This is a genomic window from Amycolatopsis sp. NPDC104587, from assembly GCF_055583645.1.
Genome location: NZ_JBVJNO010000001.1, coordinates 413,629 through 438,970, shown reverse-complemented (window position 1 = coordinate 438,970; position 25,342 = coordinate 413,629). Strand labels below are relative to the sequence as shown.

The following is a 25,342-nucleotide window of genomic DNA, read 5'->3' as shown; positions in this document are numbered from 1 at the left end:
GTTCGGGGGAATACTTTTCGACGTCGCCTGCGTAATCGCCGGGGCGCAATTCGTCCTGCCCCCGAACAGGTAAGGGGGAGAACCGAATGACCGAAATCATCGAACGCCCGACCGCCGGCGGACTCGTCACCGGGCCGGACTGGGGGCTCACCAAGTTCCTGGACCCACTGCGGGTTCCGCCGGTGCTGCGGCCCCGGAGCCGGGACACGATCACCATTCCCATGGTGGCGAGGAAGCAGCGGCTGCACTCACAATTGCCCGAAAGTACTTTGTGGACGTACGCGGGCCATTTCCCGGGTCCGACGATCGACGTCCGCAGTGGTAAGCAGCTGCGGATTTCGTGGTCGAACGAAATCGACGGCGAGTTTCCGTTGGTGGCCGTTCAGGGCCCGGTGACGGACGCGCCGACCAGCCGGCCGGGCCGCGAGCTGGACAGGCCCGGCTACTCGGTCGTCGAGGGTGTCGCCGACCTGCCGGCGTGGACGGTCGTGCACCTCCACGGCGCGCGCACCAACGCGGGCAACGACGGCTGGGCGCACAACGCCGGCCTCAAGGGCACGTCGCAGCTGGCCGAGTACCAGAACCGCCAGCCGGCGATGCCGCTCTGGTACCACGACCACGCCATGGCGATCACCCGCTTCAACGTCCATACGGGTCTCGCCGGGATGTACCTGATCCGCGACGACGAAGAGGACGCGCTCGACCTGCCCCACGGCGACCGCGAGCTCCCGCTGATCCTCACCGACCGCAACCTGGACACCGACGCGACCGGCGCGCTCACCGGGCAGCTGCTGTTCAAGTTCCCGTACGTCCCGAACGGCCCGATGATCCCGTTCTCCGGGCCGTTCACCCTGGTCAACGGCGTGATCTGGCCGCACCTGGACGTCGACGCGAAGTGGTACCGCTTCCGGCTGCTCAACGCCGCCAACTCGCGGTTCTTCACGCTCGACCTGGTCGACGAGGACAACACTCCGGTCAACGACGCCGTCCGCCTGATCGGCACCGACGGCGGCCTGCTGCCGGCGCCCACGACACTGCCCGCCGGCGGCCTGACCGTCGCCCCGGCCGAACGCTTCGACGTCCTGATCGACTTCAGCCGCTTCAGGGGCCAGAAGCTCAAGCTGCGCAACGCCGACCCGCGGCTGGGCGGGATCGAGCCGGACGTCATGGAGTTCCGCGTCGACGGCCGCGCGAAGCACGACTCGTTCCGGCTGCCGGAGAAGGTCTCGACGTCCTACACGCGGCTGGTGCACGGTTCGACGCTGCCGGAGGACCACGACCACGTCTGGGTCGCGCTGCTGCTCAACGCCGAGGGCCACCCGGAGATGTGGGACCTCGAGCAGGTCGACGCCGACCCGGGCGGCGCGGGGATCATCCAGCTGAACGATCCGGCCGGCGGGCTCAAGACGTTCCGGATGATCGGCCGGCTCTTCGACGACACCACCGGCATCTTCATCAACCACGACCGCTGGGCGGTGTGGAACCTCGTGCACGTCGCGAACGGCGGCCCGGCGCACCCGGTCCACATCCACCTGACGGAGTTCCAGGCGCTGTTCCGGCGGAGCTTCACCACGACGTTCGACCAGGCCTCGGAGCGGACGACCGCGCCGATCAGCGGCTTCGCCGACGTGCCGCTGGAGAAGTACGAGGAGGGCTGGAAGGACACGATCATCGTGAACCCCGGCCAGTGGGTCAGCGTCGCCGGGCGGTTCGGCGGCGGCACCGGCGAGTTCATGTACCACTGCCACATCCTCGACCACGAGGACGAAGGCATGATGCGGCCGTTCGTCGTGCACCCGCCGGAAGTGGCGAAGTTCCACGTCCACCCCGGCGGCGGCCACCACCACGACGGCTGAGCGTCAGGAGGCCGCGGCCGGGTGCACGGCCACGGTCGCGGCCTTCACCGACAGCGTCACCGCCGAGCCGGGCTCCAGCGCGAGCTCGGCCACGGCGGCCGGGGTGAGGTCGGCGGTGAGGCCGTGCGCCCAGCCGTCGCCCTCGGCGCGGACCCGGATCACCGGCCCGTGCGGCTCCAGCGCGGCGACGTGCGCCTCGGCGGTGTTGCGCGGGCTCCCCCGGTGCTCACCGTCGTGCGGGTAGACGGCGACGGCGTTCGGCGGGAACACCGCCACCGCGGGCTCGCCGGCCACGACGTCCGGCGCCGCGATGCCCGCCACCACGTCACCCGACGCCGTCCGCAGGCCGTCCGGGACCGCGGTCCCGGAGATGAGGTTGAGCCCGGCGATCCGCGCGGTGAACGCCGTTCGCGGGGCGGACAGGACTTCGCGGGTGGGGCCGTGTTCGACGATCCGGCCGCCGTTCAGCACCGCGACGTGGCCGGCGAGCGCCAGCGCGTCCAGCGGGTCGTGCGTGACGAGCACCGTGGTCGGCCCGGTCTTGAGCACCCGCCGCAGCAGGCCGCGGATCGCCGGCGCGGCGTCGACGTCCAGCGCGGCGAACGGCTCGTCGAGCAGCAGCAGGTCCGGCTCGGCGGCGAGCGCCCTGGCGATCGCGACGCGCTGGGCCTGGCCGCCGGACAGCTGCCCGGGCCGCCGGTCGGCGAGCTCGACGGCGTCCACTTCGGCCAGCCAGTAGTAGGCGCGTTCCCGCGCGGCGCGCCGGCCGGCGCCGGTCGAGCGCGGGGAGAACGCGACGTTGTCCGCCGCGGACAGGTGCGGGAAGAGCAGCGCGTCCTGGGACAGCAGGCCGATCCCCCGGCGGTGCGGCGGCACGCCGGCCAGCGCGCGCCCCGACACCGTGATCTCCGCCGACGTCGGCGTGATCAGCCCCGACAGGCAGCCCAGCACCGTCGACTTGCCGGAGCCGTTCGGGCCGAGCAGGGCCAGCACCGTGCCGGTGGGCACGTCGAGGTCGACGTCCAGCGAGAACGAGCCGCGGACGGCCTCGATCCGGGCGGTCAGGCTCACCGCAGGCCGCCTTCCCACGAGCGTGGCCGCGCGACGGCGATGACGACGACCGCCACGACGATGAGCAGCAGCGACAGCGCGACGGCGCTGTCGATGTCCACTTCGGCCTGCGTGTAGACCTCGAGCGGCAGCGTGCGGGTGACGTCTTCGAGGCTGCCGGCGAAAGTGATCGTCGCGCCGAACTCACCCAGCGCGCGAGCGAAGCTCAGGACGACGCCGGAGCCGAGCGCGGGCAGCAGCAGCGGCAGCGTGACCCGGCGGAACACCGTCCACGGGCGCGCGCCGAGCGTCGCGGCGACCTGCTCGTAGCGGTCGCCGGACCCGCGCAGCGCGCCTTCGAGGCTGACCACGAGGAACGGCATCGCGACGAACGTCTGCGCGATGACCACCGCGGTCGTGGTGAACGGCACCGACTCCCCGGTCAGCGTGGTGATCAGCATGCCGAGGAAGCCCTTGCGGCCGAGCAGGTAGAGCAGCGCGAGCCCGCCGACCACCGGCGGCAGCACCAGCGGCAGCAGCACGATCGAGCGCAGCAGCCGGACGCCGCGGAACCGGGCCCGCGCGAGCACGACGGCCAGCGGCACCCCGAGCACGACACAGGTCAAGGTGGACAGCGCGGCCGTGATCAGCGACAGCCGCAGCGCGTGCCACGACGACGGCGTGGCGACCAGCGACGGCAGCCGCGACAGGTCCGAGCGCACCAGCAGCCCGACCACCGGCAGCACCACCAGCGCCAGGGCCAGGGTCGCGGGGATCGCGAGCACCCAGGGGACACGCGAACGGCCGGCCGGGACGGATCCCGGCCGGCCGTTCGCGAGACGCTTACTGCGCAGGGCCGAACCCGACCTTGCTCAGCTGGGCCTTGCCCTGGTCACCGAGGACGAACTCGTCGAACTCCTTGGCCAGCGCGCTCTGCCCGCCCTTGACCGCGGCGATCGGGTAGTTGTTGATCGCGCCGCTCGCCTCGGCGAAGTCGACCTTGTCGACCTTGCCCGCGGCCGAGGTGGCGTCGGTGACGTAGACCAGGCCCGCGTCGGCGTCGCCGGACTGGACCTTGGCCAGCACCTGCTTGACGTCCTGCTCCTCGCTCTTCGGCTTGAGCGTGACGCCGGTCGCGGTCTCGACCTTCTTGGTGGCCGAACCGCACGGCACCTGCGGGGCGCAGGTCACCACGGTCAGGCCGGCCTTGTTCAGGTCGGCGAAGGACTTGATGCCCTTGGGGTTGCCCGGCGCGACCGCGATGGCCAGCTTGTTGGTGGCGAACACGGTCGGCTGGCCGTCGATCACGCCCGCCTGGACGGCCTTGTCCATGTTGGCCTGGTCGGCCGAGGCGAAGACGTCGGCCTTCGCGCCGTTGGTCAGCTGCTGGACCAGGCCGGACGAACCCGCGAAGCTGAACTTCACGGTGACGCCCGGGTGCGAGGCTTCGAACTCCTTGCCGAGCGCGGTGAACGACTCGGTCAGGGACGCGGCGGCGAACACGGTGATCGTGCCGCCGGCGTCGCCGGTGCCCTTCGGCGCGGGGGCGCTGGCCGACGACCCGCCGGACTGCGTGCTGGGCTGGTCCGAGCTGCTGCACGCGCCCGCGAACAAGGCGACGGCCGCGACGGCCCCGACGGCGAGAGCAAGCTTCTTCATCGACTTCCTTCCGGTGTTTCCACCACAACGGTGGTCGCCTTGACCACCGCGACCGCGAGCACCCCCGGGCGCAGGCCCAGCTCGCGGACGGCTTCCGTACTCATCAGGGACACCACGCGGTGTGCCCCGCACTGCATCTCCACCTGGGCCATCACCTTGTCGGCGACCACCTCGGTGACCAGCCCGACGAACCGGTTGCGGGCGGAGCGCCCGACCGCGGACGGGTCCTCGGGGCTGGTGGCCTGCGCCCGGGCGAACCCGGCCAGCTGGGCGCCGTCCACGACCTTGCGGCCGGCGGCGTCGTCGGTGGCGGTCAGCTGCCCCGCGCGCACCCACCGCCGGACGGTGTCGTCACTGACTCCGAGCAGGTGCGCGGCCTCGGACAACCGGAATTGCGGCATGGAGGGAAGATTATCTCCGCACTTGAGGAAAAGCTATGCGGGGCGCGAATTGTCCATGATCTCCGCGCGCAGCTGTTCGAGCATGACATTCTGATAACGCTCGATGACTTTTCGCTCGGCCGGTGAGAACTGCGCCAGGCTCTCGCGGAGCCACTCGAAGGCCGACTCGAAGAGCGGCGCGAAGCGCTCGCCGGCCCCGGGCACGACCTCGACGAGGACCTTGCGGCGGTCTTCGGGGTCGCGGACGCGGCGGACCAGCCCGATCTTCTCCAGCCGGTCGATGACGCCGGTCACGGCCCCGGTGGACAGCCCGGTCAGGTCGGCGATCCGCCCCGCGGTCAACGGTCCGCCCGATTGGACGACCAGGTCGAACGTCTTGTGGTCGGTGCCGGACAGGCCCATCCGCTCGGCGATCCTGGCGTGCCGGAGCACCGTGAGCGTGCTGCCGGCGCGACCCAATTCCGCGAAGCGGAAGAGCTCCTCTTCCGGGACCGGATAGCTCTTTTCCGCTGTGCCCGTCATCACTGTCCTTCGGTTCGCGCAGGTCGTTCGCCCACTGAACAGCTTACTGCCCAAAGTATCCGGACGATCACTGAGGTTTGCGCGACATGCGAGCTACTCTGTGCGTAATGACCGCAGTGGATCTCGGGTTTCCTCGTGTTCCCGGCACACGAGGTTCATCTCGCGCGCCCCGGCCCGAGAACCCCCGTCTCATCGACACGTTCGGCCGGATCGCCACCGATCTGAGGGTTTCCCTCACCGACCGGTGCAACCTGCGCTGCACCTACTGCATGCCCGCGGAGGGCCTCGACTGGATGCCGGGCGAGCAGGTGCTCTCCGACGACGAGCTGATCCGGCTGGTCCGGATCGCCGTCGAGCGGCTCGGCGTCACCGACATCCGGCTCACCGGCGGCGAGCCGCTGCTGCGGCCCGGCCTCGAGGACCTCGTCGCGCGGATCACGGCCCTGGAGCCGCGGCCCCGGCTGTCCATGACCACCAACGGGATCGGCCTCGCCAAGCGTGCGGCGGCCCTCGCGGCGGCGGGCCTGGCCCGGATCAACGTCTCGCTCGACACCGTCGACCCGAAGACGTTCCTCGAGATCACCCGCCGGGACCGGCTCTCGCACGTGCTGGCCGGCATGGCCGCCGCGCGCGACGCCGGGATGTCGCCGGTGAAGGTCAACGCCGTGCTGATGCGGGGCGTGAACGACGCCGAAGCCGTGCCGCTGCTGAAGTTCTGCCTGGCCGAGGGCTACCACCTGCGGTTCATCGAGCAGATGCCGCTGGACGCCCAGCACGGCTGGAACCGCGGCGAGATGATCACCGCGTCGGAGATCCTCGGCATGCTGGGCGAGGCGTTCACGCTGACGCCGTTCCCGGTGGCCCGGGGCGGCGCGCCGGCCGAGCGCTGGCTGGTCGACGGCGGGCCCGGCGACGTCGGCGTGATCGCGTCGGTGACCCGGCCGTTCTGCTCGGCGTGCGAGCGGACCCGGCTGACCGCCGACGGCGCGGTGCGCTCCTGCCTGTTCAGCAACGACGAGACGGACTTGCGGTCCCTCGTGCGCGCGGGCGCGCGCGATGAGGAGGTGGCGGACGCCTGGCGGGCCACGATGTGGGGCAAGCTGGCCGGCCACGAGATCAACGACGCCGGGTTCGCGCAGCCGATCCGGCCGATGAGCGCGATCGGCGGCTGAGATGACGACCCTGACCATCGTGGTGCGGTACTTCGCGGCGGCGCGCGCCGCCGCGGGCTCGGAAGAGGAGAAGGTGCAGCTGCCGTCCGGCGCGTCGGTCGCCGACGCGGTGGCCGAGCTGCGCCGCCTGCACCCCGAGAGTCTCCCGAAGATCCTGGACGCGGTCAGCTACCTCCTCGACGGCATCGCGGTCCGCGACCAAGCCCGTCCCCTGACCGACGGCGCCGAGCTGGACGTCCTCCCCCCTTTCGCCGGCGGCTGACCCCTCCTCCTGACAAGCGTGATGCCCCTCCAATCACGCTTGATGCCTCTTCAATCACGCTTGATGCCCCTCCGATCACGCGAGGGTGCCGTCCGGCGCGGTTCGCGAGTTCGTCCTCTCCTTACTCGACCTACCGCTCGGGTACGGCAGCCGACCGCTCGCCGACACCTCTTTCTCCCCCGGCGTGGCGCGTCACCGGATCCGGCTGTTCGCGGCAGGCTGAACGGCGGCTGTCCACAACGCCATCCGGTGACGTGTTTCGCCTGGTCCATCGCACTGCGTCGGCCCGCGGGGCCCGCCCCGGCCGGAAGAGCGCATCCGGCGGGACTTCAAACCCCACGAACAGGTGGGACTGCTGTGACGCAAGGGGCACCTGAGGCAGGATTGTCAAGTCTGGCGGACTGCAGGAGTGCGCCATAAGATGCGCGCTTCATTCGCTCGCCCGGCGTCGCGAATGGCCCATTCGCTGCGCAAAACACGTGATGCAAGCCTCACGATCCGTGTTTTATCTCGGCTTGGAAACGACCAGGTAACGGTGCGCTGACCTGCGAAGACACCCACATCGATGGGGGTTGCGTGCCGTTACTGTGACGTAGGTCACGCCTCGAATAATTTCCGATCACGGCGCTCGTTACGTACCGTCGCTTTTCGGTTGGCCCCGACCAACCAGCACGACCGGGAATCCGTAGCGCCTAGCTCTGTCCGACGGATACCCGGACCCATACCCCGAGCGAAAGCATTTCCGGACAGGGACGAGGGGACGACGAAGACGCGCCGTGCGTCGGACTCGTCTGCCGGCCCCCGAAGCCGGCGCCAGGACCCCGATCCTGACCCTCAGCACCGGCTCGTAGGCGCAGGGAAACCGAGAAGCATTCAAATGTCTTACCGAGGCAAGCACCGCAAGATGTCCGCTGCCACCCGCACCGTCGCTCGCGTCGCCATCGCGGGCATCGCGGTCGGCGCTCCCCTCGCTATCGCCGCGACCCCCGCGTCGGCGACGAACTGGGACGCCATCGCGCAGTGCGAGAGCGGCGGCAACTGGGGCACCAGCACCGGCAACGGCTACTACGGCGGTCTGCAGTTCTCGCAGAGCACGTGGAAGGCCTACGGCGGCACCGGCAGCGCGCAGAACGCTTCGCGTGAGCAGCAGATCGCCGTGGCCGAGCGCGTCCTGCAGGGTCAGGGCATCGGCGCGTGGCCGGTCTGTGGCAAGAAGGGCGGCGGCGGCTCGTCGGCCCCCAAGGCCACCCACAAGACCACCACCAAGCAGTCGACCCCGAAGAAGACCACGACCGCCCCGAAGAAGGCGGCGCCCGCGGCTCCGGCGGCGACCGGTGTGTCGTCCTCGAACCCGATCGGTGACTACACCGTCGTGGCGGGCGACACGCTGTCCAAGATCGCCAAGCAGTTCAACGTCCAGGGCGGCTACGCCAAGCTGCAGGACCTGAACGCGAAGTACATCCCGAACGCGGACATGATCCTCGTCGGCCAGAAGATCGCCACCAAGTGACGATCGCGCTCTGAGGCGCAGGTCCGGCCTCGAGCCGTGACAGCCGAGCCCTCCACCGCCGATCCCCCGGGCGGTGGAGGGCTCGCGCACATCCGGGCCTGAGTTCGCCCGTGCGAGCCCGTGACGCCTGAACGGCCTCCCGGGCCGCTTCGAGTCTTCAGGCGCGCACAGCGCCTCTCAGGCGCCGCGCCGGGTCACGGCGAGTTGACCCACTCGTCCGTGCCGTCGGTGAAGTGCTGGTGCTTCCAGACCGGCAGCCGCGCCTTGACCTCGTCCACGAGCTCCGCGCACGCCGAGAACGCCTGGCCGCGGTGTTCCGCCGCCACGGCGCACGCCAGCGCCACGTCCCCGATCGTCAGGTGCCCGACACGGTGGCTCACCGCCACCGCCCGCACCCCGATCCAGCGCGCCGAGAGGTCTGCGACGACGTCGGCGATCACCTCACCCGCGCTCGGGTGGCCTTCGTAGGTCAGGTCGCGCACACCCTTGCCGCCGTCGTGGTCGCGGACCACCCCGGCGAACGTCACCACCGCGCCCGCCGCGTCGTCCTCGACCAGCCGCGCGTGCTCCTCGACCGACAGCTCCTCCTCGGTGACCAGCGCCCGCACGACCCGCACCGAAGGCGCGGAAGCGGCGGGCCGCGGGTGGTCACCGCCGGCGAGCTGGTCGACCGCGTGGTCCAGGATGCCGTCGAGCACGCCGAGGCCGTCCTTCACGCCGCCGCTGGAGCCCGGCAGGTTCACGACCAGGGTCCGCCCGGCCACCCCCGCGACCCCGCGCGAGAGCACCGCGGTCGGCACCTTCGGCAGGCCGGCCGCGCGGATCGCGTCCGCGACGCCCGGCAGCTCGTGGTCCAGCACCCCGCGCGTGACGTCGGGGGTGCGGTCGGTCGGCGAGATGCCGGTGCCGCCGGTGGTGAGCACCACGGCGACGCCGTCGGCCAGCGCCGCCCGCAGCGCCACGCCGACCGGGTCGCCGTCCTCGACGACGACCGGCGCCGGCACGTCGTACCCGCGGCCGGCCAGCCAGGCGACGATCACCGGGCCGGTCTTGTCCTCGTAGACACCCTTCGCGGCGCGGTTGGACGCCACGATCACCCGCGCGTCGCGCTTCACGGCCGCTCCCAGGTCCCGGTCTTGCCGCCGTCCTTGCGGAGCAGGCGGACCTCGTCCAGTGTCGCCGCCGGGTCGACGGCCTTGATCATGTCGTGCAGCGTCAGCCCGGCGACGGCCACCGCGGTCAGCGCCTCCATCTCGACACCGGTGACGTCGGTGGTCTTGGCCGTCGCGCGGATCCGGACGTCGGTCTCGCCCAGCTCGAACTCCACCTTCACGCCGGAAAGCGCGATCTGGTGGCACAGCGGGATCAGCTCGGGCACGCGCTTGGCGCCCATGATCCCGGCGATCCGGGCGGTGGCCAGCGCGTCACCCTTGGGGAGGCCGTCGGATGCCAGCAGCCGCAGCACCTCCGCGGTGGTCCGCACGGTGCCGCCCGCGAGCGCGGTCCGCGCGGTGGCGGTCTTGCCGGAGACGTCGACCATCCGGGCCGCCCCGGTCTCGTCGACGTGGCTGAGTTCACTCACCAGCCGAGGCTACTTCCGCCGGCCCGCCGCCGGTCGCCGGGTGGAGCTGCGCCGGCGCCGCGAGCTGGGGGTCCCGGGCGCCGGCGCTCGCCGGTTGGTCTCGGCGACCCAGCCTAGGCCGCCCGGAACCCCGCTGTCTTCCGTCCGAAGGCGGACCCGGGGTCCGCCGAACTGTTTAGTCGCGCTCGGCGCGCACGGCCTTCCGGACCGCCTCGGCGACCGCCGGCGCCACCGCGCTGTCGAACACGCTGGGCACGATGAACGACGCGTTGAGCTTGCCGTTGTCGACGACGTCGGCGATCGCGTCCGCCGCCGCGAGCAGCATGGAGTCGTCGATGTTGTGCGCGTTCGCGTCGAGCAGGCCGCGGAAGACACCCGGGAAGGCCAGCACGTTGTTGATCTGGTTCGGGAAGTCGCTGCGGCCGGTCGCGACGACGGCCGCGTGCTGCTGCGCCTCGAGCGGGTCGATCTCCGGGTCCGGGTTCGCCAGCGCGAAGACGACCGCGTCGGACTTCATCGTCGCGACCTGGTCGGCGCCGAACAGGTTGGGCGCCGAGACGCCGATGAAGACGTCCGCGTCGACCAGCGCCTCGTGCAGGGTGCCGCTGACCTGCTCTTTGTTGGTGTGCGACGCGATCCAGGTGAGGTTGTCGTCGAGGTTGCCGCGCGCGGAGTGGACGATGCCGTCGATGTCCGCGGCGACGATGTCACCCGGGTTCTTGCGCAGCAGCAGCCGGATGATCGCCGAGCCGGCCGCGCCGACGCCGCTGACCACGATCTTGCAGTCCTCGATGTTCTTCTTGACCACGCGCAGGGCGTTGCGCAGCGCGGCGACGACCACGATCGCGGTGCCGTGCTGGTCGTCGTGGAACACCGGGATGTCGAGCTGCTCGCGCAGCCGCTTCTCGATCTCGAAGCAGCGCGGCGCGGCGATGTCCTCGAGGTTGATCCCGGCGTACACCGGGGCCAGCGCCTTCGCGATCAGGATGATCTCTTCGGTGTCCTGGGTGTCCAGGCAGACCGGCCACGCGTCGACGTCGGCGAACTTCTTGAACAGCGCCGCCTTGCCCTCCATCACCGGCAGCGCGGCGGCCGGGCCGATGTTGCCGAGGCCGAGCACCGCGGAGCCGTCGGTGAGCACCGCGACGGTGTTGCGCTTGATGGTCAGCCGGCGCGCGTCCTCGGGGTTGTTCGCGATCGCCTGGCAGACGCGGGCGACACCCGGGGTGTAGGCGCGGGAGAGGTCGTCACGGTTGCGGAGCGCGACCTTGGGCGTGACCTCGATCTTGCCGCCGAGGTGGATCAGGAACGTCCGGTCGGAGACCTTGCGGACCTTGACGCCGGGCAGCGAGTCGAGCGCCGAAGTGATGTCGTTCGCGTGGTTCTCCGACAGCGCGTTGGCGCTGATGTCGACCACGATCGCGTCGGAGTGGGACTCGACGACGTCGAACGCGGTCAGGACGCCGCCGACCCGCCCGACGGCGGTGGTGAGGTCACCGGCCGCGCTGGACGAAGCCGGGGCCTCGACCCGGACGGTGATCGAATATCCGGGACCGGGAACCGGCATGGCACTTACCCCCGCATGGGAAAAGTCGGTTGGGACGGGAGCGAACCTACTCCCGTGACCGCCCTCACGAGGCCCCGATACCGGTACTGACCAGTAACTATGCCGTCATCGATTGATCTCGGTCTCCGGGTGCACGTACGGCACGGTGTCGAGCGGGAAGGTGATGTCGCCGAACGGCGACAGCGAGCCCTGGCGGTCGGCCGCGAGCTCGGTCACGGGGTGTTCGCCCGCCTCGCCCGGCCAGGTCGGGTCGACACCCTTGTTCTTCTTCTCGCCCTTGGCCACAACGTCCTCCACAGCCGGTGTTCGCTCTCTCGGGAGACAGTGTGCCCGAGCCCGAGCGGCTTCGCGTAACCGCCCGGTACCCTGGCCTTCTATGCCCGCGACCTCCTTGGCGGACTGGCTGCGCACCGAGTCCGACGGCGCACTCGAAGAGCTGCTCCGCACGCGGCGCGACCTGTCCACGCCCCCGCCGTCCGACAGCACGGTGCTGGCCACCCGGGCCGGCACGCCGGGCTCGGTGGCGCGCGCCTGCGAAGACCTCGACACCTTCACCGTGGCCGTGCTCGAGGCGTGCCTGCTGGCCGGCGCGGACCGTGATCCGGTGCCGGCCGAAGACGTCGCCGAGCTGGTCGGCGCGGACATCACCGCGCCGCTGGCCCGGCTGCGCGCGCGGGTGCTGGCCTGGGGCCCGGACGACGCGCTGCGCATGGCGCCCTCGGTCCGGGAGGCGCTCGGGCCGTTCCCCGCCGGGCTCGGCGCGCCCTCGCCGGCACTCGCGGACGTGGACCTCGAAGCGCGGCTGGCCGAGCTGCCCGACGACGAACGCGGGGTGCTGACCGCTCTCGCCGCCGGGCCGCCGATCGGCCGGACGCGCGACGCCGGGCACGACGCGTCGCTCGAGAAGGCTAAGACGCCGGTGCAGAAGCTGCTGGCCCGCGGGCTGCTGCTGCGGCGAGACGACCAGACCGTCGAGCTGCCGCGCGAGGTCGGCGTCGCCGTGCGCGGCGGTGTCTTCGGACCCGGCACGCTCACCGAGCCCGCGCTGCCGGTGCACCCGCACCAGACGTCCACTTTGGACGCGGCGGCGGCCGGCGAGGCGATGGAGTTCCTGCGCCGCACCGAATCCCTGCTGCGCGCGTGGTCGGCGGCGCCGCCGCCGGTGCTCAAGTCGGGCGGCCTCGGCGTGCGCGAGCTGAAGAAGCTGGCCAAGGACCTCGAGGTCGACGACACGCAGGCGACGCTGTTCGCCGAGCTGGTCGTCGGCGCCGGGCTCGTCGCGGACAGCGAGTCGACCGCGCCCGAGTGGGTGCCGACGACGCTGACCGACTCGTGGCTCGCGTCGCCGACCGCGCAGCGCTGGATGACGCTCGCGCAGGCGTGGCTGGAGCTGCCGCGGCTGCCGGGGATGGCCGGTGGGCGCGACACGAAGGACAAGCCGATCGCGCCGCTCTCGGAGGAGCTGCGCCGCCCGCTCGCGCCGGTCGCGCGGCGGCGGGTGCTGGCCGCGCTGGCCGACCTGCCCGACGGCGCCGGCGTGAAGAGCGTCGACGAGCTCGTCGCGGTGCTGGCCTGGCGCGCCCCGCGGCGCGGCGGGCGGCTGCGGGACGAGACCGTCCGCTGGACGATGGCCGAGGCGTCCGCGCTGGGGATCGTCGGGCTCGGCGGCGTCACGACGGCGACGCGGGCGCTGCTGGCCGACGACCGGCCGGGCGCGGTCGAGGCGATCCTGGACGCGCTGCCCGCGCCGGTGGACCACGTGCTGCTGCAGGCCGACCTGACGGTGGTCGCCCCGGGCCCGCTCGATCCGGAGCTGGCGGCGGAGATGGACGCGGTCGCCGACGTCGAGTCGGCCGGGCACGCGACGGTCTACCGGATCACCGAGACGTCGGTCCGGCGCGCGCTGGACACCGGCCGGACGGCGGACGAGCTGCACGCGCTGTTCAAGGCCAAGTCGGCGACACCGGTGCCGCAGTCGCTGAGCTACCTGATCGACGACGTCGCGCGGCGGCACGGCCGGCTGCGCGGCGGGGTGGCGGCGTCGTTCCTGCGGTGTGACGACGAGGCGCTGCTGGCCGAGGTGCTGGCCCACCCGGTGACGGCGGAGCACGACCTGCGGCTGATCGCGCCGACGGTCGTGATCAGCCCGGACCCCCTGCACGAAGTGCTGGCGGGCCTGCGCGCGGCCGGTTTCGCCCCGGCGGCGGAGGGCCCGGACGGCCGCGTGGTCGACATCCGCCCGGGCGGCCGCCGCCTGCCGGCGAAGGCCCGCGCGGCGCGGCGGAACCCGGGTGAGCAGGCGATCCTGACGTCGGACCAGGCGGCGCGGATCGTGTCGAACCTACGGGCCGGCGACGCGGCCTCGGCACGCCGTCGCGGCTCGGCGGTCCGGGCCCCGGTCGGCGGCGGCGCGGACACGTCGGCGACGCTGGAGCTGCTGTCCCGCGCGACGCTGGAGCGGCGCGAGGTGTGGATCGGTTTTGTCGACTCCCGCGGCACGGCCAGCCAGCGCGTGGTCCGCCCCATCCGCGTCGGCGGCGGGATTCTCGAAGGGGACAACAACGAGCGGTACTCCCTGCACCGCATCACCTCGGCCGCGCTCGTCGAGGACTGACGGCTAAAGCGCGCGCAGGCCCGCCAGGACGCGTTCCATGAACTCGCGGGACGAGCGGTCCCCGAGGATCAGCTCCGTCTGGTGGATCAGCACCAGGCCGATGTCGGCCATGTCGCCGACCAGCACCTTCACCACGCCCAGCGGCAGGTGCAGGTGGGCCGCGATCTCGGCCACCGAACGGGTGTCCAGGCACAGGTCGCAGATGCGGCGGTGCTCGACCGAACGGACTCCGCGGTAGCGGCGGCCGTCGTCCGACGTCGAGACCAGTGCCTCGAGCGCCAGGTTGTGGTCGGACCGCGTGCGGCCGCCCGTGCGCGTGTACGGGCGCACTCGCGAACCCACCGACGCGACCGGGACCGGGCTCGACACGCTGCGGGCCGCGTCGTCCCAGGGCTCCGGCTGGGGGACCCAGCGGGTCTCCGGGTCCGGCGGGGGTGTCCAGCCGGTCCGGGGGGCGATCGGCGGGGCCCACGCGGGCGGGGGCGCCGCCTGCGACCTCGACACCGGAGGCCGGGGCGCGGGGTGCCGGGGCGCCGGGGGCCGCTGCGCGGGCGGGCGCTGGGCCGGCGGACGCGGGGGTGCGGGCGGACGCGCGCCGCGGGGCGGGGTCCACGCCGGCTCCAGGGCCGGGGGCTCCGGCGCGTACGTGTCGCCGTCCTGCCACTCCGGCTCGCCCGGGTCGTACCCGTCGTCCGGCGCGTCCCAGTCACGCTCCGCCGCCGCGGCGCGGCGGGGGTCCCACTCACGCTCGACCGGGGCGGCGCGCCACTCGCGCTCGGCGGGAGCGTCACGCCATTCTTCCTCGGCGGACGCGGCGGCCGGGTACTCGTCTTCGGCACCCCACTCGCGGGTGTCCTCGTCGGTGTACCCCTGCGGATCCGCCTTCGGCCGGGCCGGCTTGCGCTTGGGCATGATCGTCGACAACGTCGACATGTCGAACTTGCTCGGCGAGTCGAACCCCTCGCGCTCGGTGCCGCGGTGCAGTGCGTCCCAGCCGCTGGAGTCCGGGTCGTCGAATCCCGAAATCCTCATCTCGACCTACCCACGCACGCCGCCCTGCAGCTGCGCGCGCAGCTCGGGGGTGATCTGCTGGCCGACCCGCTCGACGAGCAGGGTCATCTCGTAGGCGACGGTGCCGATGTCGCACGTCGGCGCGGCCAGCACCGCCAGCGACGAACCGTCCGAAACGGACATCAGGAACAAGTAGCCGCGCTCCATCTCCACCACGGTTTGGTTGACACCGCCCGCTTCGAAGCAGCGTGCGGCTCCGTACGTCAGGCTGATCAGCCCGGACGCCACCGCGGACAGCTGCTCGGCGCGCTCCTGGGGCAGTCCCTCCGACGGCGCCAGCAGCAGCCCGTCCGCGGACACCAGCACGGCGTGCGCGGCACCGGGTACCCGGCGCACGAAGTCCGTGATGAGCCAGCCGAATGTGCCCTGGCCGGATGCCGTCACTACTGCCCCTCCTTGCTCGTGCGGCCCCACGCGCCGCACACCGGAGTGGCCGGTCGACGACGCCACGATAAAGCGTATTCGCACCGCCGGTGGTGTCGAGTCCACCACCGGCAGGCCGCTGCGCACCCTACGTGTGCGCGCGAGCGCGCACCGCACCGACCTGCGCCGGTCCACGCGTTCGTGCGTCACCCGGTGAGGTGTGCCGGGCCCGGCCGCCGATCGGCGGCCGCGCAGGTCAGCGTCGGTCCGGCCGGGTCCGCCGAGCGACCCCGCGCCGGGCGCTGCCGTCCCTGACGGACGGGTCGCCGTCACGGACGGCCGACACGCTCCCCGAAGTGGGTGAAGCGCGCGGAGTTCACTCCAACGGCCGCATCCGGTTCGGGGCGTCATCCGGTTATCCCGCGCGCAACGCCGAATCGTGCGCGATCGCGTGCTGGACGACCGAGATCAGCACCTGCTTGGCGGAGTCGCGCTCGCGCGCGTCACACGCCATGATCGGGACCGACGGCGCGATGGTGAGCGCGTGCCGGACGTCCTCGATCTGGTGGTGCAGCAACCGGTCGAAGCAGTTGATGGCCACGACGTAGGGCAGCTTCCGGTTCTCGAAGAAGTCGATCGAGGGGAACGCGTCGGCGAGCCGCCGCGTGTCCACCAGCACGACCGCCCCGATGGCGCCGACCGCGAGGTCGTCCCACATGAACCAGAACCGGTGCTGACCGGGGGTGCCGAACACGTACAGCACCAGGTCCGAGTCCAGCGAGATGCGCCCGAAGTCCATCGCCACGGTAGTGGTGGTCTTGTTGGGCGTGGCCGAGGTGTCGTCGTGTCCGACGCTCGCCTCGGTCATCATGGCCTCGGTGGTCAGCGGGTCGATCTCGGAGATCGCCCCGACCAGTGTTGTCTTCCCCGAACCGAACCCGCCGGCGACCACGATCTTGGCCGACGAGGTCGGACCCGTCACCTGCGGCGCGTTCGCGTCGGAGTCAAATTCTCCGAAGCCCACTGAGCACCCTTTCCATGAACTCGATACTCGGGCGGTCACCCACGGTCTGGTTGCTGGAGTGCACCAGCACCAGGCCGAGGCCCGCCACGTCACCAATCAACACCCGCACCACACCGAGCGGCAGGCGCAGCAGCGCCGCCACTTCGGCCACCGACCGGGTGTCGAGGCACAGGTCGCAGATCGACCGGTGCTCGGGCACCCGGACCCGGTCGAGCATCCGGCCCTGTTCGCTCGTCGAAATCAGCGCCTCGATCGCGAGATCGAGGGTCGCCTTCGTCCGGCCCCGGGTCCGGAAGTACGGCCGGACCAGGCCGGACGTCTCCATCTCGGTCGGCGCGGGCTCGTCGACGTACTCCTGGTGGGCCTGCCGCGGCAGCGCCGCGGCCAGCTCACCGGAGTCCGGTCCCGACGAGAAGTCCCGCTCGGTGCTGTACGCGGCGAAGTCGTGCGCGTCGTACAGCGGCCCGCTCGACCCGCCGAACAGCTCCGCACCGGGACCGCCCAGGAGGCGGTCGCGGTACTCGCCGTTGTTGCCGGCCTGGATGGGCCGGATCGGTTCCTGCCCGGCGTTGCTGTCGGTCAGCCAGTTCGGTGGTTCCCGCACGGGGTCGCTGTCGGAGGCCTGGACGCGCCGTTGCCGCCATTCGCGGTCGACGCGTTCCCGGAACGACTGCCAGTCCTCCCGGCCTTCGTCCGGTTGCTCGGACCACCCGCCGGAGAAGTCGTCACCGAGCCGGCCATCACCCCTCAAGCGCCCGTCGTCCACGGCTCTCTCCTCGGTTCCCAGGTCCTCAGCGGCGGATCGCCGAGCCCTGCAGCTGCGCCCGCATCTCCGGGGTCAGCTGCTGGCCGACCCGCTCCACCAGCAGGGTCATCTCGTAGACGACCAGGCCGATGTCACTTTCCGGCGATCCGAGGACCGCCAGGCACGAACCGTCGGATACCGACATGAGGAAGAGAAAGCCGTTGGCCATCTCGACCACGGTCTGCGCCACCGTGCCGCCTTCGAACACCTTGGCCGCGCCGCGCGCGAGGCTGGTGAGCCCCGACGCCACCGCGGCCAGCTGGTCCGCCCGGTCCTTCGGAAGGCCACGCGAGGCCGCCAGGAGCAGGCCGTCGGCCGACACCACGACCGCGTGGGCCGCGCCGGGCACCCGGTGCACAAAATCCGTGATCAGCCATGCGAAGCTGCCGGCATTGCTCGCCTTGGCATGCGCCTGGCCGTTCGGCTGCGCGGAGCCACCCGGCTGCATTGCACCCGCCCGTGTCACTTTCACTCCTCACTGCTGTCTGTGGTGTTGCCACGCCCCGGAACCCCGCTGCCTTCCAGCCTCTCTTCGGCCGGGAGCTCCTTCAACGCATGTCGTCCCGAGGTGTACCCCCGCTGGAAGCTTGCCATCCGGTTCCGCGCCGCGGACGCCGAGCGGGTGATCGCACCCGTTCCGGGCATGCCCGCGGTGTTGTCCGCGAAGTTGTTCTGCGCCGGCTCGCCGGCCGAGGGACTGCTGATCGACCCCGGGACCAGGTACTGGTTCGGCACGCGCTTGGGCAGCCCGGCCGGGGTGATCTCCTCGTTCTTGGCTTCCAGCAGCGACTGCGCCGCGTTCCAGCCGTCGTCGGAGGCACTGTGCCAGCCGTCGTCGGGCGGGAGCAGCGGGTGCCGGGTCGCCGCGGTCGGCTGCAGCTCGTCCACCTGTTCGACGCGGTCCGGGACGTGCTCCGGGACCCGCTTCGGAAGACGCTCGCCGGCGGGTTCCGCGGCGGGCTCGTCGTAACCGGTGAGCGGCGGCAGGTTGGGGTCCTCCCGCTCGCTCTGCGGCGGCACCGGGTCGGCAGCCGCGTCGTCGCCCTCACTGAACCAGCGTGACAGCACCGACTGGTAGATGGGCAGCCGCCGGGTGGGTACATCGTCCTCGAGGGCCGACGGTCCGGCGTCCTCCACCCGTGGTGGCGGCGGTGGCGGCTCCTCCGGCGGGACGTACTTCGGCTCCCGCTTCGGCAGCACCAGCGGCGCGAACTGCGTGTCGCTGGCGTGCGAGGCGCCGTCGCCGTTCGAAGACGGCGTCAGCGGCGCCAGGTCCTCGGCGGTCGGCCAGGCCGGGGTGTCCTGCTTCGGCAGGTCCGGCGACAGGAACGGGCCCGCCGCGCGGCCACCGCTGACCAGGTCGTCCAGGCTGATCGGCTGGTCGAGCGGGACCAGCCCGCCTTGGTTCGCCACCGGCTCGTGCACCGGCGGGGCCGGTGGGGGCGGCGGCGCGGACGGCGGCACCGGGGTGTGCGACCGCGTCTGCTCGAAGTCGGACGGCGCCGAGGGCAGCGGGATGCTGGGCAGCGACATCGACGTCTCGGACCGGTTCGCCGGCGGCGGGGTCTGCCGCTGCATGCCCGGGCGGAGGTGGGTGAGCAGCTCCGCCGGGACGACGACGCGGGCGATGACGCCGCCTTCGATGTCCTCGTTCTCGCGCAGCCGGACCTCGATGCCGTGCCGCTTGGCCAGGCGCGAGACCACGTACAGACCCATCCGCCGGGTCACCGACACGTCCAGGTCCGGCGGCTCGGCGAGCCGGCCGTTGACCTCGGCCAGCCGCTCTTCGCTCATGCCGACACCGTGGTCGGTGACCTGGATGGCGAGCGCCTTCCGGCGGGTCACGACGGCCCGCACGATGACCTTCGTCTCCGGCTCGGAGAAGTAGGTCGCGTTGTCGAGCAGCTCCGCGAGGACGTGCACGAGGTCGTGGATCGCGAGGCCCTGGACCGCGACGTCGGGCACGATGCCGACCTCGATCCGGGCGTACTGCTCGATCTCGGACACCGCGGCGCCGATGACGTCGGCGGCGGGCACCGGCTTGGGCACGGACTTCGCCAGGCCGGCGCCGGAAAGCACCAGCAGGGACTCACCGTTGCGCCGCAGCCGGGTGGCCAGGTGGTCGAGCTCGAACAGGCTGGCCAAGTGGTCCGGGTCCTGCTCGTCGGCCTCGAGGCGGTCGATGACGCCGAGCTGGCGTTCCACCAGCCGCTGCGACCGCCGCGAGAGGTTCACGAAGATGCCGTTGACGTTTTCCCGCAGGAGCGCCTGCTCGGCGGCCATCTTGACGGCCTGTTCGTGGACGATGTCGAACGACCGCGCGACCTCGCCGATCTCGTCGCGGGAGGTGACGGGCACCGGCGTGACGGCCTTCTTCGAGGCGCCGACCGGGTCCGGGTCGTCGAGGATCGCCTGCACGGTTTCGGGCAGCCGGGTGTAAGCCACGTCCAGCGCGCTCTTCCGCAGCACCCGCAGCGGGCGCAGCATCAGGCGGGCGACGATGAGCATCAGCGCGACCGCGAGCGCCAGCGCCGCGAGCACCACGGCGCCCCCGACCCAGGCCGAGTTGACCGCCGCCGTGGCGAGGTCGTCGGCGCGGGACTTGAGCTGGGCCAGCAGGTTCGACTCGACGGCGTGCAGCTTGTCGGCCGACACCGTGCTGTCCTTGCTGAGGGCGGTGGTGTCGACGCTCGGCGCCTCCCCCAGCTGGGCGAAGGCGAACGCCGCGGTCTGGATCCGGCGGCGGTCGTCGACCTCCGGGCCGGAGTAGGTGTCGTTGTAGAGCTGCCGCTGGTCGTCGTCGGCGTTCGCGAGGAAGGCCTGCACCGAGGCGTCCGCACTGGAGGCCGACGCGCGCGTCTGGTCCAGGAGGTCACCCGGGAAGCTCCCGCGGTACGCGGCGATCTGCAGTTCGGCGTCGGATCGGGTGGTGAACTCCTTGGCCTCGCTGACCGCCTGCGTGCTGGTGCCGAGCCGGAGGACGTCGCGGTCGGTGACCGCGGTGGTCACCTCGCGGCCGAGCTCGATCAGGGCGTCCAGGATGCCGGAGTACGCGGTCATGACCGTGATGTCCGGCAGGCCGTTCTGGGTGTTGTACGCCGCGCGCAGCGGGCGCAGCGCGTCGAGGCGCTGGATGCCGCGGGCGTAGCGGTCCTTGGTGGCCTGGTCGTCGTAGTTGAGGGCGGCCGCGCCGCTGCGCAGGTCGCCTATCTCGCGGTCGACCTTGCCGATCTGCGCGTCCAGCCCGGTCTGCAGCAGCGCATTGCCGGACGAGAGCCGGGCCACGGCCAGCGAGCGCTCGTTCTGCAGCTCGTGCACCACCGTGGTGACCTTGACGGCGAACGCGACCTGGTCGGCGGTGCGCTGGAACTCCGCGGCCTGCCGGGCGTCGTCGACCACCTGCAGCGCACCCAGCGCCAGAGCGGTCAGGGTGGGAATGATCAGGACCGCCGCCAGCTTGGACCGCAGCCGCCAGTCACGCATGCCCGAGAAGAACCCGGCCTTCCGGCCCGGATCCGTTCCGGGCCGCTGCGCAGGGGCCCCTCCCACCCCCGCGGTGTCTTCGTTCGGCACCGCCGCACCACCATCGTCGTTCGTGCTCGGATATCCCTGTTCGGTCCAGCGCCCGCCGGGACGCGCGCCGTTCTGCTCAGCCACTCGTCTGCACACTCCCCGCATGCCGGCGCACCGGCCGTCCGGGTGGAGCCGAGCGCAAGACGCTACCCGCACGGGTGAAAAGATCGTCTTGGGCGGGCGTTCCTGAACCCCGTCCAGGTGGACGGAATCGGTTCAGCTCGAGCATCACGGTCGGGTCCCTGCGCTGGTCTCGCATCGGTCTCTGGTTCGGCCTAACCCACCGGCACGGCGGCAGTGCCCGGCCAGGAAGTCGTCGTCGCGGGGCAGAATCTCTCAGGAAAAGCACAGCGTGTGCTGGTAGACCGACAGAAGTCGTCTTGATCGGCCATCCAGGCACTCTCTCTCACCACATCGGAGGTTGATACCTCCCCGCAGGTGCAGAGGGTAGCGAACGCCAGGGGAAGATGTAACCCTCCCGACAACACGGGCTGGATGTTGCACAGCGTTCGCTCATGTCGCACGCCGCCGATCATCCGCTTATTCGAATCTGGGCCTTACGCTGGGTAAACGGCTACGGCGAGTGGAGCAGCGGGTCTAGACCAGAGGCCTAAAGAGTGACGCGTACCACGCTCCTGGGTATTGATCCCACCCGTTGTGAGCAGGCTGTCACGTTCTCTACAGTGGCCCGCGTGACTCCGGGCAATGAGTCACCCACATCCATTGGATTCGGTCCACCAACTTTTCACCAAGGAGCAGGCCTTGCTTGGAAACGCCATGAGCAGTGGCCGGGTTCGCACTCGCCGCGCCGCGCTCGGGCTCGCCCTCACCGTCGCAGCCGCCACAGCCCTCACCGGCTGCAGCGCGCTCGGCTCGGACGACTCGAACGCCTCGTCGAACGGAGGCGGCCCGGAGAAGTCGAAGATCAAGGTCTCGATCATCCCCACCACCGACCTCGCGCCGTTCTGGCTGGCCCAGGACGGCGGCTACTTCAAGGCCGAAGGCCTCGACGTCGAATCGGTGACCGCCGCCAGCGGCCAGGTGTCGATGACGAAGGCGATCTCGGGTGAGGTCGACATCACGCAGTCGACCTACGGTCCGTTCTTCACGGCGAAGAGCACCGGCGCGGCGGACATCCAGCTCGTGGCCGACGGCACGTCGATGAGCTCGAAGAGCAACGCGATCCTCACCGTCCCGAACTCGTCGGTCAAGACGGTCAACGACCTCGCCGGCAAGCGCATCGCCATCACCGCCAAGAACACGGCGACCGATCTGCTCACGCGGTCGGTGATGAAGGACCACGGCGTGGACTACAGCAAGGTCAACTGGGTCCTCATCCCGCTGCCGAACATGGCGGCCGCCCTGCAGCAGGGCCAGGTGGATGCCGCCTACCTGCCCGAGCCCTTCATCACCCAGGCCGCCAAGACCGTCGGCGCCATCCCCGTCATCGACATCAACAGTGGCGCCAGCGAGAGCTTCCCCCTCACCGGGTACGGCGCCACGAAGAAGTGGGTGCAGTCGAACCCGAAGACGCTCGCCGCGTTCCAGCGCGCGATGCAGAAGGCCACCCGCGACGTGATCAACGACCGTTCGAAGGTCGAGCCGCTGCTGGTGAAGTACGCGAAGATCGACGAGGACACGGCGAAGCTGCTGACCCTGCCCGGCTGGCAGTCGCTCCTCGACGCCCGGCGCATGCAGCGTGTTCCCGACCTGATGCTGCAGCTGGGCGCCATCACGACGCCCGTGGACGCTGCGTCGATGATCGCCCCGCAGGCGAGCACCAGCTGACGTCGTGGGGAAACTGCTCCGCAACCTGGCCGGTCTGGTCGGCTTCCTCCTGCTCTGGGAGGTCGTCGTCCAGGTCGGCCTGGTCAGCAAAACGTTCGTGCCGCCCCCCAGCGTCGTCCTCGTCACCGTCGGCGAGCTGCTGGGTGATCCTTCCTTCCTGCGCGACGTCGTCGCGACGATGCTGGCCTGGCTCATCGCCGTCCTGATCGCCGCGGCCATCGGGGTGCCCGCCGGGTTGCTGCTCGGCAGCATCCCGGTGCTGCGCACCGCCACCGCCGTGATCGTCGAGTTCCTCCGGCCGATCCCGGTCGCCGCGCTCATCCCGCTGGTGCTGCTCGTCATCGGCTCCGGCCCCGAAGCGAAGATCACGCTCGCCGTGTACGCCTCCCTGTGGCCCATCATGTTCAACACCGTTTACGGCATGGGCGAGATCGACCCGGTGCTGATGGAGACGGCCCGGGCCTGCGGGACCAGCCGGTTCCGCACCCTGTTCTCGGTCGCGCTGCCGAACACCGCGCCGTTCGTCTTCACCGGGCTCCGGCTCTCGGCCGCCATCGCGTTGATCGCCGTGGTCAGCACCGAGTTCCTCGCCGGTTCCGAGGTCGGCCTCGGCAACTTCATCCTGGTCGCCAGCACCGGTTCGACGCGGTTCGACCTCGTCCTGGCCGGTACGGTGGTCGCGGGCCTGCTGGGGTTCGCGATCAACGAAGGGCTCGAACAGCTCGGCAAGCGGCTGTTCCGGTGGAGCACAGTGGATCGGGAGGCGATCGCGTGAGCACGGCGACTCTTTCCGGCCGGGTGGGGCGCCGGGCCGCCCGGGGAGCCACGGCCGTGCTTCGCAACTGGCTGCTGTTCGCGATCCTCGTCGTGCTTTGGGAGTTCGCCGCCCGGGCCGGCGGCAGCAAGTTCTTCCCACCGCCCACGGAGATCGCGGTCGCGGCGGGAAAGCTGTGGTTCACCGGCCCCGCGTCGCACCTCTTCCTCACCGATGCCGTTTTCGAAAACGTGTTCCCCAGCCTCGGCCGGACGCTCGGTGGCTGGGCGCTGGCCGCGGTCGCCGGCATCGCGCTCGGGGTGCTGGTCGGACGGTCCGAGAAGGGAATGGACTACCTCGGCCCGCTGTTCGCGTTCTTCCGTTCGATCCCGCCACCCACGCTGATCCCGGTGTTCGTGGTGTTGTTCGGGCTGAGCTCGGGTATGCAGACCGGCTCGATCATCTTCGGTGCGATCTGGCCGGTGCTGCTCAACACGGTGGACGGCGTGCGCTCGGTCGACCAGGTCAAGGTGGAGACGTCTCGATCGTTCCGCACACCGAAGCGCTACTGGATCGCGTTGGTGGTGCTGCCCGCGGCGGCGCCGAAGATCTTCGCCGGGCTGCGGGTGAGCTTGTCGATCTCCTTGCTGCTCATGGTCGTCTCCGAGCTGGTCGGTGCGTACAACGGCATCGGCCGCTCGCTGATCAACGCCCAGCAGGACTTCGACTTCCCGACCATGTGGTCGTGGCTGGTGCTGCTGGGCATCCTCGGCTACGTCTTCAACACGATCTTCCTGGCCGCGGAGCGGCGGGTGCTGGCTTGGCAGCCGACCCGCCTCGGCCGCGACTGACGCTGGAAAGGCCTCTCCCATGTCAACCATGCTCGAAGTGTCCGGCCTCAGTCACCGTTACGGCACGGGCGCGAAGGCGCACACCGCGGTGAACGACCTGTCGTTCACCGTCGAGGCCGGGCAGCTGGCCAGCATCGTCGGCCCGTCCGGCTGCGGGAAGTCGACGATGCTGCGCTGCATCGCCGGGCTGACCCCGCCGACCGAGGGCACGGTGAGCCTCCACGGTGACCGCGTTTCGGGGGTACCGGACGACCTCGCCGTCGTGTTCCAGGACTACAGCCGTTCGCTGTTCCCGTGGCTATCGGTGCAGAAGAACGTCGAATTCCCGTTGCGCTGGCGGAAGCTCTCGAAGGCAGAGCGCCGCAAGCGGGCGGCCGAAGCACTGGAGCAGGTCGGGCTGTCGGGCGTCGGCGGCAAGTTCCCGTGGCAGCTGTCGGGTGGTATGCAGCAGCGGGTCTCGATCGCCCGCGCGCTGGCGAGCCGGCCGGCGCTGCTGCTGATGGACGAGCCGTTCGCGTCGGTCGACGCCCAGACGCGCTTCGAGCTGGAGGACCTGACCCGGCGGGTGCAGCGCGAGCAGGGCAGCACGATCCTGGTCGTCACCCACGACATCGACGAAAGCGTGTACCTGTCCGATCGGGTGCTGGTGCTGTCGAAGTCACCGGCGTCGATCGTGGCAGACCTGCCGGTCGGCCTGCCGGCCACGCGCGACCAGATCACGACGCGTGAGTCGGCGGAGTTCGTGGCGCTGCGCGGCGAGGTGGCCCGGCTGCTGCACGGCGGAAGGACCGCGGAGGCCGCCACCGCCGCTTCCGATGCCGCGGAGTGGGAGCTGGCGGAGCAGAACTCCGACGTCACGGAGCGCAGCAAGACCGGCAGCTGAGGAGTTCCGGAGGCGGCGAAGCCGGGTCGGATCCG

General features: G+C 71.2%; 24 protein-coding genes. 9 read left to right on the top strand and 15 right to left on the bottom strand.

The features are described 5' to 3' along the window. Window positions 1–86 precede the first annotated feature (86 nt). Window positions 87–1,856: a multicopper oxidase family protein gene (locus ACZ61C_RS02110; protein WP_465301858.1), complete on the top strand. Its 1,770-nt coding sequence runs from the start codon at window positions 87–89 to the stop codon at window positions 1,854–1,856. 3 nt (window positions 1,857–1,859) lie between these two features. On the opposite strand, the gene ACZ61C_RS02105 is transcribed toward ACZ61C_RS02110, so the two are convergent. From ACZ61C_RS02105 to ACZ61C_RS02085, 5 genes are read right to left on the bottom strand one after another with little or no spacing between them, the layout of a single operon-like run. Continuing rightward, complete coding sequence (locus tag ACZ61C_RS02105; protein WP_465301856.1) at window positions 1,860–2,927, bottom strand: sulfate/molybdate ABC transporter ATP-binding protein; 1,068 nt, start codon at window positions 2,925–2,927, stop codon at window positions 1,860–1,862. Next, window positions 2,924–3,691, bottom strand: coding sequence for an ABC transporter permease (locus tag ACZ61C_RS02100; RefSeq protein WP_465301854.1), 768 nt, complete (start codon window positions 3,689–3,691; stop codon window positions 2,924–2,926). The genes ACZ61C_RS02105 and ACZ61C_RS02100 overlap by 4 nt, the downstream gene beginning before the upstream one ends. Window positions 3,692–3,749: 58 nt before the next feature. Further along, the gene (modA, locus tag ACZ61C_RS02095; RefSeq protein ID WP_465301852.1) at window positions 3,750–4,565 is read right to left on the bottom strand and encodes a molybdate ABC transporter substrate-binding protein; all 816 of its coding nucleotides are present in this window, start codon (window positions 4,563–4,565) and stop codon (window positions 3,750–3,752) included. Further along, window positions 4,562–4,966 (bottom strand): TOBE domain-containing protein, encoded by a 405-nt coding sequence (locus ACZ61C_RS02090; protein ID WP_465301850.1) that lies wholly within the window; start codon window positions 4,964–4,966, stop codon window positions 4,562–4,564. Before ACZ61C_RS02090 ends, modA begins: the two co-directional genes overlap by 4 nt. Window positions 4,967–4,999: 33 nt before the next feature. Then, window positions 5,000–5,488, bottom strand: coding sequence for a MarR family winged helix-turn-helix transcriptional regulator (locus ACZ61C_RS02085; protein WP_465301848.1), 489 nt, complete (start codon window positions 5,486–5,488; stop codon window positions 5,000–5,002). A gap of 107 nt (window positions 5,489–5,595) precedes the next feature. On the opposite strand from ACZ61C_RS02085, the gene moaA reads away from it, so the two are divergent. The 3 genes from moaA to ACZ61C_RS02070 all read left to right on the top strand — a co-directional run bounded on the left by moaA (window position 5,596) and on the right by ACZ61C_RS02070 (window position 8,432). Next, complete coding sequence (moaA, locus tag ACZ61C_RS02080; protein WP_465301846.1) at window positions 5,596–6,660, top strand: GTP 3',8-cyclase MoaA; 1,065 nt, start codon at window positions 5,596–5,598, stop codon at window positions 6,658–6,660. Window position 6,661: 1 nt separating this feature from the next. Continuing rightward, the gene (locus ACZ61C_RS02075) at window positions 6,662–6,922 is read left to right on the top strand and encodes a MoaD/ThiS family protein (RefSeq protein ID WP_465301844.1); all 261 of its coding nucleotides are present in this window, start codon (window positions 6,662–6,664) and stop codon (window positions 6,920–6,922) included. 877 nt (window positions 6,923–7,799) lie between these two features. Continuing rightward, window positions 7,800–8,432: a LysM peptidoglycan-binding domain-containing protein gene (locus tag ACZ61C_RS02070; RefSeq protein ID WP_465301842.1), complete on the top strand. Its 633-nt coding sequence runs from the start codon at window positions 7,800–7,802 to the stop codon at window positions 8,430–8,432. A gap of 194 nt (window positions 8,433–8,626) precedes the next feature. On the opposite strand, the gene ACZ61C_RS02065 is transcribed toward ACZ61C_RS02070, so the two are convergent. The 4 genes from ACZ61C_RS02065 to ACZ61C_RS02050 all read right to left on the bottom strand — a co-directional run bounded on the left by ACZ61C_RS02065 (window position 8,627) and on the right by ACZ61C_RS02050 (window position 11,866). Next, window positions 8,627–9,547 (bottom strand): molybdenum cofactor biosynthesis protein MoaE, encoded by a 921-nt coding sequence (locus ACZ61C_RS02065; protein WP_465301840.1) that lies wholly within the window; start codon window positions 9,545–9,547, stop codon window positions 8,627–8,629. Then, window positions 9,544–10,014: a cyclic pyranopterin monophosphate synthase MoaC gene (gene moaC, locus ACZ61C_RS02060; protein WP_465301838.1), complete on the bottom strand. Its 471-nt coding sequence runs from the start codon at window positions 10,012–10,014 to the stop codon at window positions 9,544–9,546. The genes ACZ61C_RS02065 and moaC overlap by 4 nt, the downstream gene beginning before the upstream one ends. Window positions 10,015–10,189: 175 nt before the next feature. After that, a complete protein-coding gene (locus ACZ61C_RS02055; RefSeq protein WP_465301836.1) occupies window positions 10,190–11,581 on the bottom strand; it encodes an NAD-dependent malic enzyme in 1,392 nt (463 codons plus the stop codon). Window positions 11,582–11,686: 105 nt separating this feature from the next. Then, window positions 11,687–11,866, bottom strand: coding sequence for a hypothetical protein (locus tag ACZ61C_RS02050; protein WP_465301834.1), 180 nt, complete (start codon window positions 11,864–11,866; stop codon window positions 11,687–11,689). A gap of 91 nt (window positions 11,867–11,957) precedes the next feature. Between ACZ61C_RS02050 and ACZ61C_RS02045 the strand changes: the two genes are divergently transcribed. Then, a complete protein-coding gene (locus tag ACZ61C_RS02045) occupies window positions 11,958–14,195 on the top strand; it encodes a helicase-associated domain-containing protein (RefSeq protein WP_465301832.1) in 2,238 nt (745 codons plus the stop codon). A 3-nt stretch (window positions 14,196–14,198) separates the two neighbouring features. Here the strand turns inward: ACZ61C_RS02045 and ACZ61C_RS02040 are convergent, their stop codons facing one another. From ACZ61C_RS02040 to ACZ61C_RS02015, 6 genes are all read right to left on the bottom strand, one after another. After that, on the bottom strand, window positions 14,199–15,227 hold the full coding sequence (locus ACZ61C_RS02040) for a DUF742 domain-containing protein (RefSeq protein ID WP_465301830.1): 1,029 nt from the start codon (window positions 15,225–15,227) through the stop codon (window positions 14,199–14,201). A 6-nt stretch (window positions 15,228–15,233) separates the two neighbouring features. Further along, window positions 15,234–15,650, bottom strand: a complete 417-nt coding sequence (locus tag ACZ61C_RS02035) for a roadblock/LC7 domain-containing protein (RefSeq protein WP_465301828.1) — start codon at window positions 15,648–15,650, stop codon at window positions 15,234–15,236. A gap of 394 nt (window positions 15,651–16,044) precedes the next feature. Next, on the bottom strand, window positions 16,045–16,653 hold the full coding sequence (locus ACZ61C_RS02030; protein WP_086861435.1) for a GTP-binding protein: 609 nt from the start codon (window positions 16,651–16,653) through the stop codon (window positions 16,045–16,047). After that, complete coding sequence (locus ACZ61C_RS02025) at window positions 16,634–17,419, bottom strand: DUF742 domain-containing protein (protein WP_465301826.1); 786 nt, start codon at window positions 17,417–17,419, stop codon at window positions 16,634–16,636. Before ACZ61C_RS02025 ends, ACZ61C_RS02030 begins: the two co-directional genes overlap by 20 nt. A gap of 25 nt (window positions 17,420–17,444) precedes the next feature. Further along, the gene (locus ACZ61C_RS02020) at window positions 17,445–17,906 is read right to left on the bottom strand and encodes a roadblock/LC7 domain-containing protein (protein ID WP_364624061.1); all 462 of its coding nucleotides are present in this window, start codon (window positions 17,904–17,906) and stop codon (window positions 17,445–17,447) included. A 20-nt stretch (window positions 17,907–17,926) separates the two neighbouring features. Further along, window positions 17,927–20,941 (bottom strand): sensor histidine kinase, encoded by a 3,015-nt coding sequence (locus ACZ61C_RS02015; RefSeq protein WP_465302744.1) that lies wholly within the window; start codon window positions 20,939–20,941, stop codon window positions 17,927–17,929. 867 nt (window positions 20,942–21,808) lie between these two features. On the opposite strand from ACZ61C_RS02015, the gene ACZ61C_RS02010 reads away from it, so the two are divergent. The 4 genes from ACZ61C_RS02010 to ACZ61C_RS01995 are packed head-to-tail and all read left to right on the top strand — an operon-like array spanning window position 21,809 to window position 25,307. Further along, complete coding sequence (locus ACZ61C_RS02010; protein ID WP_465301824.1) at window positions 21,809–22,819, top strand: ABC transporter substrate-binding protein; 1,011 nt, start codon at window positions 21,809–21,811, stop codon at window positions 22,817–22,819. A 4-nt stretch (window positions 22,820–22,823) separates the two neighbouring features. Then, complete coding sequence (locus ACZ61C_RS02005) at window positions 22,824–23,594, top strand: ABC transporter permease (RefSeq protein ID WP_465301822.1); 771 nt, start codon at window positions 22,824–22,826, stop codon at window positions 23,592–23,594. Next, window positions 23,591–24,424, top strand: coding sequence for an ABC transporter permease (locus ACZ61C_RS02000; RefSeq protein WP_465301820.1), 834 nt, complete (start codon window positions 23,591–23,593; stop codon window positions 24,422–24,424). The genes ACZ61C_RS02005 and ACZ61C_RS02000 overlap by 4 nt, the downstream gene beginning before the upstream one ends. A 19-nt stretch (window positions 24,425–24,443) precedes the next feature. Next, window positions 24,444–25,307, top strand: coding sequence for an ABC transporter ATP-binding protein (locus ACZ61C_RS01995; protein ID WP_465301818.1), 864 nt, complete (start codon window positions 24,444–24,446; stop codon window positions 25,305–25,307). Window positions 25,308–25,342 lie beyond the last annotated feature (35 nt).

Bases quoted from the DNA above. Each gene is read 5' to 3' on its own strand.
- ACZ61C_RS02110 (WP_465301858.1), top strand. From the start codon at position 87: ATGACCGAAATCATCGAACGCCCGACCGCCGGCGGACTCGTCACCGGG.
- modA (WP_465301852.1), bottom strand. From the start codon at position 4,565: ATGAAGAAGCTTGCTCTCGCCGTCGGGGCCGTCGCGGCCGTCGCCTTG.
- ACZ61C_RS02090 (WP_465301850.1), bottom strand. From the start codon at position 4,966: ATGCCGCAATTCCGGTTGTCCGAGGCCGCGCACCTGCTCGGAGTCAGT.
- ACZ61C_RS02085 (WP_465301848.1), bottom strand. From the start codon at position 5,488: ATGACGGGCACAGCGGAAAAGAGCTATCCGGTCCCGGAAGAGGAGCTC.
- moaA (WP_465301846.1), top strand. From the start codon at position 5,596: ATGACCGCAGTGGATCTCGGGTTTCCTCGTGTTCCCGGCACACGAGGT.
- ACZ61C_RS02075 (WP_465301844.1), top strand. From the start codon at position 6,662: ATGACGACCCTGACCATCGTGGTGCGGTACTTCGCGGCGGCGCGCGCC.
- ACZ61C_RS02070 (WP_465301842.1), top strand. From the start codon at position 7,800: ATGTCTTACCGAGGCAAGCACCGCAAGATGTCCGCTGCCACCCGCACC.
- ACZ61C_RS02055 (WP_465301836.1), bottom strand. From the start codon at position 11,581: ATGCCGGTTCCCGGTCCCGGATATTCGATCACCGTCCGGGTCGAGGCC.
- ACZ61C_RS02045 (WP_465301832.1), top strand. From the start codon at position 11,958: ATGCCCGCGACCTCCTTGGCGGACTGGCTGCGCACCGAGTCCGACGGC.
- ACZ61C_RS02040 (WP_465301830.1), bottom strand. From the start codon at position 15,227: ATGAGGATTTCGGGATTCGACGACCCGGACTCCAGCGGCTGGGACGCA.
- ACZ61C_RS02020 (WP_364624061.1), bottom strand. From the start codon at position 17,906: ATGCAGCCGGGTGGCTCCGCGCAGCCGAACGGCCAGGCGCATGCCAAG.
- ACZ61C_RS02015 (WP_465302744.1), bottom strand. From the start codon at position 20,941: ATGCGTGACTGGCGGCTGCGGTCCAAGCTGGCGGCGGTCCTGATCATT.
- ACZ61C_RS02010 (WP_465301824.1), top strand. From the start codon at position 21,809: ATGAGCAGTGGCCGGGTTCGCACTCGCCGCGCCGCGCTCGGGCTCGCC.
- ACZ61C_RS01995 (WP_465301818.1), top strand. From the start codon at position 24,444: ATGTCAACCATGCTCGAAGTGTCCGGCCTCAGTCACCGTTACGGCACG.